Source organism: Neobacillus drentensis (assembly GCF_036965245.1).
In the GTDB taxonomy this organism is placed as follows: Bacteria; Bacillota; Bacilli; order Bacillales; family Cytobacillaceae; genus Neobacillus; species Neobacillus drentensis_G.
Genome location: NZ_JBALPG010000051.1, coordinates 99,369 through 109,608 on the forward strand (window position 1 = coordinate 99,369; position 10,240 = coordinate 109,608).

Genomic DNA, 10,240 nt, shown 5'->3' on the forward strand with positions numbered 1-10,240 from the left:
AACAGGCCCATTCGCAGGGACAATCAATAAATTTGGTATTTAGATTTTGACAGAATAAAAAATTGCCGAGAAAAATACCCTTTCTCGACAATCTGAACTCTTCTTTTTACGGAGAGTCCTTGTTAATTACTCTTCTCTTTTAGATAGACAGCGATCGCATTCCATTAAATAACTTTCAGCTTGTTCCTCCATATTCTGACCACATTCTGGACATTCCTTTTTTGGCAAGTTGCGGAAAAATTCTACTGGACTCATCAACATTTTAAAACTCCTCCTTTATTAATACAGTTTATTAAATTTCTTATTGTTATAGTACAGTATAAACAAAAAAATCTAAATTGTGTAGACTTTTTTTAAAAAAATTTGCCTTTATTTTAAAAATAAGACTTTTATCACAAAAATCTATTTATCCCTTATCCATGTTTATATATAATGATGAACGGGAATAGGATAAAAATAAATGGGAAAGCTAGAAAATTATTGCTTCCATACGCATCTACTTTACATTACAATCATAGTAGAAATTCATTGTTGAAATTGGGGGATGCTGGTTAATGAATGCGTTACTTGGGACTTTTCATCCATATTTCATTATTATTGCCATCGGTTTAACCATCATGGCATCATATACAGCATTGGATATGTTTACTTTAATAAGGTCTTCCTACCATAATAAGCGGCTTCTCTTTCTTGGTGGAACATTTTCAATGGGTATTGGAATATGGGTCTTTAATTTTATTGCACTTATTTCAGCAGATACAAATCGGTTTACAAGCTATAATATTCCGCTTACGATTCTTGCAATGTTTATTGGAATTGCTTTTACCGGAATTGCTTTCCTTGCGTTTTTTGGCAAAACTATTCGATTCTATCATTTACTTGTCGGCAGCTTATTTTTAACCTTTGCTGTTATTGCGACTCAAGTGATCAGTTTATATGCCATGAATGTAAATATTGAATACAATATTGTACTGCTAGTATTTTTAGGACTATTAATTTTTTGTTCATTTTTATTTTCTTTGTGGATTCTTTTTTCATCAAGCTACTCCCAAGGAAATCAGGGTTGGTTAAAACCGGTTAGTGTATTAATCATTACAGGAACAATAGCTGAAGGTCATTTTCTTTTACAAAGGGCTGAGATCATGACAAGCGAAGTGGTAAATGGCTCGAACGCAAATAGTCCATTCTTTATTTATTTGGTCTTATTTGTATCTGTTTTAATCACCGGAGGTCTGATTATTTCTAGTACTTTGAAAAGTAAACAATTAGCAGCAACGGATACAAACTTAAAGGACATTAAAGCAGCACTTGATGCTGCGGCCATTGTTGCGATTACAGATCCACATGGAACAATTGTTTATATCAATGATAAATTTGAGGAAATTTCAAAGTATAAGAAGGAAGAGATCATTGGTAAGAATCACCGAATTTTAAACTCAGGTTATCATCCAAAAGAATTTTTTCATCATCTTTGGAAAACGATTCAATCAGGACAGATTTGGCGTGGGGAGATACGAAATAAAGCAAAGGATGGTTCGTTTTATTGGGTTGACACTACCATTGTTCCTTTTTTGAATAATAAAGGTAAACCTGTTCAATATATCGCTATCCGCTCAGATATTTCTGATCGAAAAAAGGCAGAGGAGCACCTCAAAGAGACAATAAAAGAGAATACTGATATTAAATTTGCTTTAGATCAATCTTCTATTGTTGCCTTTACAGATTCAAAAGGAAAAATCACCAGCGTAAACGAAAAGTTCTGTGAGATATCAAAGTATAGTCGTGAAGAATTAATAGGAAAAGATCATAATATCCTTAATTCAGGTTACCACAGCAAGGAATACTTCAAAAACCTTTGGAAAACAATTGGGGAAGGTAATGTATGGAAAGGGGAAATAAGAAATAAAGCAAAGGGTGGAACCTTTTATTGGGTGGACACCACGATCATTCCTTTTATTAATGAAGATGGAAGGCCTTACCAATATTTAGCTATTCGTAATGATATAACGGAACGGAAGAAAACAGAAGAAGTTCTTCACCGCCAAGATAAGCTTGCTGCCGTGGGTCAATTGGCTGCAGGTGTCGCTCACGAAATTCGCAATCCACTAACCTCTATGAAAGGGTATACAGAATTCTTACAGTTAGATGAAAAAAATCCAGAACGGTTAGAGTTTTTGAATATTATTCTTGATGAGATTGAACGGGTAAATAACATTGTTGAGGACTTTATGGTGTTAGCTAAACCTAAGGCAGTGGAATTAGAAGAAAAGAATGTCGTTCCGGTAATTAGAGACGTCGTTTCCTTACTTGAATTTGAAGCGAGGAAGAGGAATGTCCACTTGTTATTTGACTGTAATCAAGAGATTATTCAAATTGATTGTGACGAGAATCGCTTAAAGCAGGTTTTTCTAAACTTTATTAAAAATGGAATCGAAGCGATGCCAAACGGTGGAGATTTGCACGTTAAAACGATTACTCATGATAATAATGTACAAATCTCGATTCAGGATTTTGGGGTAGGTATTCCCAAAGACAAATTGCAGAAACTTGGTGAGCCATTTTACACGACGAAGAGGAATGGTAATGGACTAGGATTAATGGTTAGCTTTAAAATTATTGAAAGTCATCACGGTAAAGTATTTGTTGAAAGTGAGCCAAATAAAGGAACAACCTTCAATATATTATTACCTGCAAAAATTGCATGAAAACGAGAGGTACACTCTCGTTTTTTTTATACGACGCTAAACGGTCATTTACGATTTTCTTATCCAATTTCTTCTTTTTAAAAATAGACAAACTTTTTTAAAAAAAGGAGCCTACAAACGTAATAAATAGATTAATATTGTTATATAGATAGTTATGTTTTTAATGGGGAGGGAATAAAGTGGGTGAAGCAAGTTTTGTAAAAACAATTTGCGGATACTGTGGTACTGGATGCGGCCTAATCCTTGAAGTTCAGGACAATAAAATTATGAAAATCCGCGGAGATAAAGAGGCACCTGTTAATAAAGGGCAAACATGTGTAAAGGGTGCTTTTGCTTATGAGTATGTCCATGCCAAAAATAGATTAACATCACCGCTTATCAAAAAAGCCGGCCAGCTTGTTGAAACAACATGGGATGAGGCCTATCAATTCATCGCTAAAAAACTATCAGAAATAAAAACTGTATGGGGCCCAAATGCGATTAGTATGTTTGCTTGTGCGAGAAGCACTAACGAATCCAACTTTATTACGCAAAAATTCATGAGGACAGTAATTCAAAGTAACAATATTGATGGCTGTAACCGTACATGACACGCTCCTAGCGTTGCCGGTCTGGCAACTGTTTTTGGAAGCGGTTTTCCGACGAATACTCTTGAAGATTTTGAAAAGGCAGAAGTATTGCTGTTAATGGGGTCAAACACGACTGAAGCCCATCCAATAATTGCGAATCGAATGAAAAAGGCGGTAAAATCAGGGCTAAAGATTATTGTAATTGATCCAAGAAAAATTGATATGGTAAAAGTAGCCCATCGCCATCTACAAATCAATGTCGGTTCAGATATCGCACTTATTAATGCACTCATTCACGTTATTATAAAGGAAGGTCTTTATAATCCTGAGTTTATAGAGCAGTTTACAATTGATTTTGATCGGTTGCAAAAACAGGTAGAGCCATATACACCTGAATATGCAGCTGCGATCACAGGACTAAGTGAGGAAGATATTGTGGCAACCGCAAGGGAATATGCATCATCAAGCGCTTCGATGATTGCCTACACACTTGGGATTACAGAGCATCATTGCGGCGTAAACAATGTATTTGATATTGCAAATTTAGCCTTATTAACTGGGAACATTGGAAAACAAGGCACAGGCATAATGCCATTAAGAGGGCAGAATAATGTCCAAGGTGCAGGTGATATGGGATGCTTGCCAAACCAATTGGCTGGAGCGATGAGCTTAGCAAATGATGAGTTTCGAGCCCGATATGAAAAGGAATGGAATGTAAAATTAAATTCGCAAGCTGGAGATACACAAACACGTACCTTTGATCGTATAGAAATGGGAGAGTTAAAGGCTCTTTATGTTATTGGTGAAAATCCACTCCTTGCTGATGTTCATATGAATCATACGAAACAATTGTTTAAAAAGCTTGATTTACTAATAGTCCAAGACATATTCCTAACGGAAACGGCGAAAATGGCAGATGTAGTATTGCCGGCTCGTTCATGGGGAGAGGTTAATGGAACCTATACGAATACTGACCGAAGAATTCAACGCGTTCGTAAGGCAGTCGATTCACACCCAAATGTGAAGGAAGATTGGGAAATTCTTTGCGAGCTTTCTACTATTATGGGATATCCGATGCACTATCAAAGTAGTGAGGAAATTTGGGACGAAGTGAGGAAGCTTGCATGGGAGATGTACGGTGGAATATCTTACGAGAGGCTTGATAACGAGTACAGCATTCATTACCCATGTCCAGATGAAAACCATCCAGGAACATTAATAATGCATGAGCGGTTTCATTCTCCCCAGCCGAGTGTTAAAAAGTCACCATTTGTCCCAGTGGACTATACGGAACCATTAGAATTGCCCGACGCGGAATATCCATTTACGTTAACAACAGGAAGGCGTTATGAGTCTTATAATACCCATACACAGACACGTCACTATGCAGCAGGAGTCAAAGTGAAACAAACAGAAGAAACGGTTGATATCCATCCAGATGATGCAGCTGCACTTGGTATTACTGAAGGTGAAGTAGTACAGGTTCGTTCCAGGAGAGGGGAGCTTGAGGTAAAGGCAAAGATTACAGAACAAGTGGTTCCTGGCCTTGTCTTCATGAGTTTTCACTGGAGTGAAACGCCAACCAACGTATTAACTCTAAATGAGTATGACCCTATCTCCGGAACTGCTGAATATAAAGCATGTGCGGTTGCAATCTCGAAGGTTTAAATAAATTATTTTTATAGAATAGTGCAGAAAAAAATGCTGCACTATTCTTTTTTCTTTCAATAAATATTGAAGAATTGAGGATGAAAATTCTTGTTTAGAATTAAGAATTTTCAGTTAGCTAGAAATATTATTGTAATATAATTGCCATGCTTGTAAACGAATTAAAATCCCCTTGTTCTTTGTATCAGAAAAATCCATGTTATGATGGGTACTGTTAGCCACGAAAGAACATGGGAGGTAAAAAAATGATCAAAAAAATAAAAGCATTTATTGCAGTAGCTGCACTCTCAGGAACTGTAGGTGCTAATGTACAAGCGGCAGAAGTAACCGTGAAAAAAGGGGACACCGTATGGGAACTTTCACAGTTACATAATACATCTGTAGAAAATATTGAAAAGTGGAATCATCTTTCTACTGACCTTATTCATCCGGGAGATGTATTAACAATTGCAACTGAAAAACAATACACGGTTCAGCAGGATGATACCTTATGGGATGTTGCATTAAAATATCAAGTGTCTGTAAATCAACTTAAAGAATGGAACAAATTAAATACAGACCTTATTCATCCAGGGTTAAACCTCATCATTTATGATGGATTAAATGATAATGTTAAAAATGCTGAATCAGCGACCGAAGCTCAAAATAATAGTAATGATAAAAGTAAGAACATTCCTGTTGAATCCGCTTCAAACCCAGGGGAGAAGGCAAGTGAAAGCGAAAATACAACAGTAAATAAGGCTAACAACATGAATGAATCTTCAAATAGTGAAGAAGAGGGTACAAAGGAAATTACCGTCAAGGCAACAGCATATACAGCTTCATGTGAAGGCTGTTCCGGCACAACGGCTACAGGTGTTGATTTAAATGCTAACCCTGATGCAAAAGTTATTGCCGTTGATCCATCTGTTATTCCGCTTGGAAGTAAAGTATATGTCGAAGGTTACGGAGTAGCGACAGCAGCTGATACTGGCGGGGCGATTAAAGGTAATCGAATTGATGTGTTTATTCCTTCAGAACAGGATGCAATTAATTGGGGTAAAAAACAAGTTAAGGTCAAAATTTTAAATGACTAATAAAAAGCACACTTCACTTCTAATTATGGAAGGAAGTGTGCTTTTTGTTTTAAGAATAAAACAATATATTTCGACCTTGAGAATTATCCAGCTCCAGCGCCCAGCGACTAGTGTACTTCACTCCCCGCCCTACGATAAGTCAACATCGAATCGCTAACGCTCTTCGTGTTTCCTTTATCTCAGTTGGAGAGCTCCAGTCCTGTCGTGCGCTAACCGGGCGCTTCCGCTTTTAGTTTAAATTTGCGAACTTTTCTAGATCACTATTTTCACCAATAACAACAAGAACATCGCCAAAATAAATCTTCTCATCTGGTAAAGGCGAGATGTTTAAGTCATCTTCATGACGAATGGCTATCACGCTCAAATTAAACTTAGCCCTTAAATCCAACTCCCTTAGGGTTTTATCCTTCATCCGATCTGGAATTTTTACTTCTTCTATACTATAATTCCTCGAGATCTCAATGAAATTTAAAACATTTGGCGATAATAGCTGATGGGCGACTCGAATGCCCATATCTCGTTCAGGAAAGACAACCCAGTCCGCACCAACCTTTTTTAATACTTGGCCATGAAGTTTGTTTATTGCTTTGGCAATTACCTTTTTGACACCAAGCTCCTTCAAAAGTAAAACAGTCAGGATGCTTGCCTGGATATCATTACCAATTGCTACAATGACTGTATCAAAATTACGTATTCCAATCGATTTAAGTGCCTCAGCATCTGTTGAATCCGCGATTAGGGAATGAGTAACGAACGCATGTGCCTCTTCTACCTTTTCCTCGTTCACATCTACTCCAAGCACTTCCTGACCAGATTGATATAACTTATTTGCAATACTTAGTCCAAATCTTCCTAAACCAATTACTGCGTATTGATTAGCCATAAATCCTCATATCCTCCTTGATGTCGAACTATCCAATCATGATTTTTCCCTTAGGATATCGGAATGGATCAGGTTTTCTGCGTATCGCAACTGCATAAGCAATAGTTAATGGCCCGACCCTGCCTGCAAACATCGTAAAAGTGATTAAACCTTTTCCAAGGGGTGATAATTCACGAGATAAGTCCATTGATAAGCCTACCGTTCCAAAAGCAGATGTTGCTTCAAATAGAAGCTTTATAAAATCTGTTCCTGGCTCTGTAATTGTTAATAACAATGTTATGGTCAAAACAAGAAACAACGCACATAAGGTAACAGTTAAGGATTTATATATGGTTTCATAAACAACTCGCTGCCGAAAAAAAATAACATCTTCTTTACCACGGATTTGCGACCAAACTGCACCTAATAATGTAGTAAATGTAGTTGTTTTTATACCACCTCCAGTAGAACCTGGAGATGCACCAATAAACATTAAAAATATTATTAACAATAAGGAAGACTGGGTCATTTCGGCAATATTTAATGTATTAGCTCCATCTGTTCTAGCTGCAACGGACTGAAATAGTGATCCAAGAATTTTTCCTGAAAAAGATAGCGGCTTTAATGTTTTTTCATTAGAAAATTCAAATAAAAAAATTCCAATCGTACCGCCAATCAATAATAAGGAACTTGTTATCAAAACAATTTTGGTATGCAAGGATAAGCGTTTAGAGCTGTGGTACTCAAAAAGCTCATTCATAACGATAAAGCCGATACCACCAATCGTAATTAATGTACAGATGGTTAACACAACTGTTGGGTCATCCACATAACTTGTTAGGCTCTGAAAATCGCCGAAAATATCAAAGCCTGCATTGTTAAAATTAGAAATAGAATGGAAAATACCAAAATAAATTGCTTTTCCTAAAGGCATGTCAAAAGAAAAGCGAATGGACAAGATTAGCGCTCCTACAAATTCAATCACCGCTGTAAATATTAAAATACGTCGGGCTAGACGAACTATCCCCTCCATTGAGAGGTTATTTAATGATTCTTGCAGCAGAATTCTTTCCTTTAGGGAAATTCTTTTTCCTAATAAAAAGGCAAAAAGTGTAGCAAATGTCATAAATCCAAGTCCACCGACTTGAATCATAAACAAAATTACTAATTGGCCAAATAAGGAAAATGTTGTACCAGTATCAACAACTACAAGCCCTGTTACACATGTGGCAGAGGTGGCGGTAAACAGTGCGTTTAAAAAAGTTAAACCGTGACCACTAGTTGTTGCAACTGGAAGTGTTAAGCAAAAGGCTCCTAATAAAATAATAGCTGCAAATCCTAAAACAAGAATCTTAGGAGGATCAAGAAAGTTCTTTTTTTGATGCATAATTTCCTTCCTATTCTATATTTATTTTGACAATAAAAACCTACAATATACATAAAATGGCATCATGATAAAATACATATTACAGGAAAAATATACTACTTGATTAAATTGATGTAAATAGATTCTTTTCATTTGTGTCATACCTCACTGCTTTAAAATAGAAAATGTTCTATAATACTTGAAGAAAATTTTTCCATGATCATAGAATTAAGTGTAACTTTATAAAGGTTGTTTAGGAAATAATATAAGGAATGGCGGATTTACGAGGGGAATGAAAATGAATCAAGGAACAAAACACCTTTTTATTCAAACGGGAAGTCTCGTCGCAGGATTTATGGTTTGGGTGCTTATTTCTTCTCTAATGCCTTTTATTAAGGCAGAGATTACATTATCATCAACGGAAATTATCTTGGTAACTGCTGTGCCTGTTATTCTTGGATCTATTCTAATGGTTCCGATTGGCTATTGGACTAACCGCTATGGAGCAAGAATTCTATTTACCATAAGCTTTATTATTTTGCTAGTCCCTATTGCCATTATTAGCTATGCAAATTCTTTGGTTATGTTAATCTGGGGCGGATTATTACTCGGTATTGGGGGGGCCGTTTTTTCGATTGGAGTTACCTCCCTGCCAAAATATTTTGTAAAAACGAAACATGGATTTATCAACGGTATTTATGGAGCCGGTACTATTGGAACAGCGCTTACTTCTTTTTTAGCACCTGTCATTGCAAATGTATATGGATGGAGAAATACCTTTAAGATTTTCTTTGTCATTATGCTGGTATTTGCCATTTTAAATTTCTTGTTCGGTGATAGAAACGAACGAAAGGTCCAGAATTCCTTATTAGAGCAGATTAAAGAGGTTTATAAAAATCCTAAACTTTTGTTTTTAAGTTTATTTTATTTTATTACATTTGGTTCTTTTGTTGCGTTTACGATTTATTTACCTTCATTTTTAGTTAATCATTTTGAATTAGACAAGATGGATGCAGGTTTACGAACTGCAGGCTTTATTGCCCTTACTACTTTTTTTAGACCTGTAGGGGGGTGGCTAGGGGATAAAATTAATCCATTTATTATCCTAATGGCTGTTTTTTTTAGTCTAACATTTGCAGGGTTCCTATTGTCCTTTACACCTTCACTGCCGATTTATTTTTTGGGGTGTTTATTAGTTGCATTTTTTGCAGGGATTGGAAATGGGGCAATCTTTAAGTTAGTCCCATTATATTTTTCAAAACAAGCGGGGATAGTTAATGGTATTGTTGCAGCAATGGGTGGTTTTGGCGGTTTTTTTCCGCCAATTATCCTAACGATTCTCTTTAATTGGACTGGAGATTATGCGATTGGTTTTATGTGCTTATCGGAATTTTCTCTTGCAAGTCTAGTCATTGTTGTTTGGCTTTACTATCAAGATAAACTTGATATTTCAGCTAAAATTGTGAACCATGCGGTAGACGGTATTTGTGTAACGGATGTAGATGGGATCATTCAGAGCGTCAACCCGGCATTTACAAAAATTACAGGTTACAGTCAAGCAGAAGTAGTCGGAAAAACCCCAAGCGTTCTGCAATCTGGAGAACATGACAATGAATTTTATAAAATAATGTGGGAGAGTCTGAAAACTAAAGGAATTTGGGAAGGATATATTTGGAATAAACGGAAAAATAATGAGATTTATAAAGAATGGTTAACCATAACGGCAATTCAAAATGATGCAGGAGAAACGAAAAATTATGTTGGAATGTTTAAAGAAGAAAATGAACATCCAAAGAAAAACTAAATTCCATTTAGTCAGATTGTCGAGAAGAAAGTATTTTTCTCGGCAATTTTTTATTCTGTCAAAATCTAAATACCAAATTTATTGATTGTCCCTGCGAATGGGCCGGTTGATTTCCGCTCCGGGCACTCGCTTTCCGCGGGGAGGTCCTGGAGCCTCCTCGGCGATGAATGCGCCTGCGGGGTCTCCAGTG

7 protein-coding genes are annotated in these 10,240 nt (G+C 36.4%); 4 read left to right on the forward strand and 3 right to left on the reverse strand.

From position 1 onward, the window contains the following. Positions 1 to 126: 126 nt before the first annotated feature. Complete coding sequence (gene yhfH / locus V7150_RS13390; RefSeq protein WP_283918981.1) at positions 127 to 261, reverse strand: protein YhfH; 135 nt, start codon at positions 259 to 261, stop codon at positions 127 to 129. A 293-nt stretch (positions 262 to 554) separates the two neighbouring features. Between yhfH and V7150_RS13395 the strand changes: the two genes are divergently transcribed. The 3 genes from V7150_RS13395 to V7150_RS13410 all read left to right on the forward strand — a co-directional run bounded on the left by V7150_RS13395 (position 555) and on the right by V7150_RS13410 (position 6,018). Continuing rightward, positions 555 to 2,705: a PAS domain S-box protein gene (locus tag V7150_RS13395; protein WP_335518857.1), complete on the forward strand. Its 2,151-nt coding sequence runs from the start codon at positions 555 to 557 to the stop codon at positions 2,703 to 2,705. A gap of 179 nt (positions 2,706 to 2,884) precedes the next feature. Next, a complete protein-coding gene (gene fdhF, locus V7150_RS13400) occupies positions 2,885 to 4,942 on the forward strand; it encodes a formate dehydrogenase subunit alpha (protein WP_420490285.1) in 2,058 nt (685 codons plus the stop codon). 245 nt (positions 4,943 to 5,187) lie between these two features. After that, positions 5,188 to 6,018 carry a LysM peptidoglycan-binding and 3D domain-containing protein gene (locus tag V7150_RS13410; protein ID WP_335518859.1) on the forward strand — a complete coding sequence of 277 codons (831 nt, stop codon included), beginning with the start codon at positions 5,188 to 5,190 and terminating at the stop codon, positions 6,016 to 6,018. A 229-nt stretch (positions 6,019 to 6,247) separates the two neighbouring features. Here the strand turns inward: V7150_RS13410 and V7150_RS13415 are convergent, their stop codons facing one another. Both V7150_RS13415 and V7150_RS13420 read right to left on the reverse strand, forming a co-directional pair. Beyond that, entirely contained in the window at positions 6,248 to 6,901 is a 654-nt protein-coding gene (locus V7150_RS13415) for a potassium channel family protein (RefSeq protein ID WP_335518862.1), read from the reverse strand. Positions 6,902 to 6,929: 28 nt separating this feature from the next. After that, the gene (locus V7150_RS13420; RefSeq protein WP_335518864.1) at positions 6,930 to 8,267 is read right to left on the reverse strand and encodes a TrkH family potassium uptake protein; all 1,338 of its coding nucleotides are present in this window, start codon (positions 8,265 to 8,267) and stop codon (positions 6,930 to 6,932) included. A gap of 277 nt (positions 8,268 to 8,544) precedes the next feature. On the opposite strand from V7150_RS13420, the gene V7150_RS13425 reads away from it, so the two are divergent. Next, entirely contained in the window at positions 8,545 to 10,050 is a 1,506-nt protein-coding gene (locus tag V7150_RS13425) for an MFS transporter (protein WP_335518866.1), read from the forward strand. The last annotated feature ends 190 nt before the right edge of the window (positions 10,051 to 10,240 follow it).

Bases quoted from the DNA above. Each gene is read 5' to 3' on its own strand.
- V7150_RS13395 (WP_335518857.1), top strand. From the start codon at position 555: ATGAATGCGTTACTTGGGACTTTTCATCCATATTTCATTATTATTGCC.
- V7150_RS13420 (WP_335518864.1), bottom strand. From the start codon at position 8,267: ATGCATCAAAAAAAGAACTTTCTTGATCCTCCTAAGATTCTTGTTTTA.
- yhfH (WP_283918981.1), bottom strand. From the start codon at position 261: ATGTTGATGAGTCCAGTAGAATTTTTCCGCAACTTGCCAAAAAAGGAA.
- V7150_RS13415 (WP_335518862.1), bottom strand. From the start codon at position 6,901: ATGGCTAATCAATACGCAGTAATTGGTTTAGGAAGATTTGGACTAAGT.
- V7150_RS13410 (WP_335518859.1), top strand. From the start codon at position 5,188: ATGATCAAAAAAATAAAAGCATTTATTGCAGTAGCTGCACTCTCAGGA.
- V7150_RS13425 (WP_335518866.1), top strand. From the start codon at position 8,545: ATGAATCAAGGAACAAAACACCTTTTTATTCAAACGGGAAGTCTCGTC.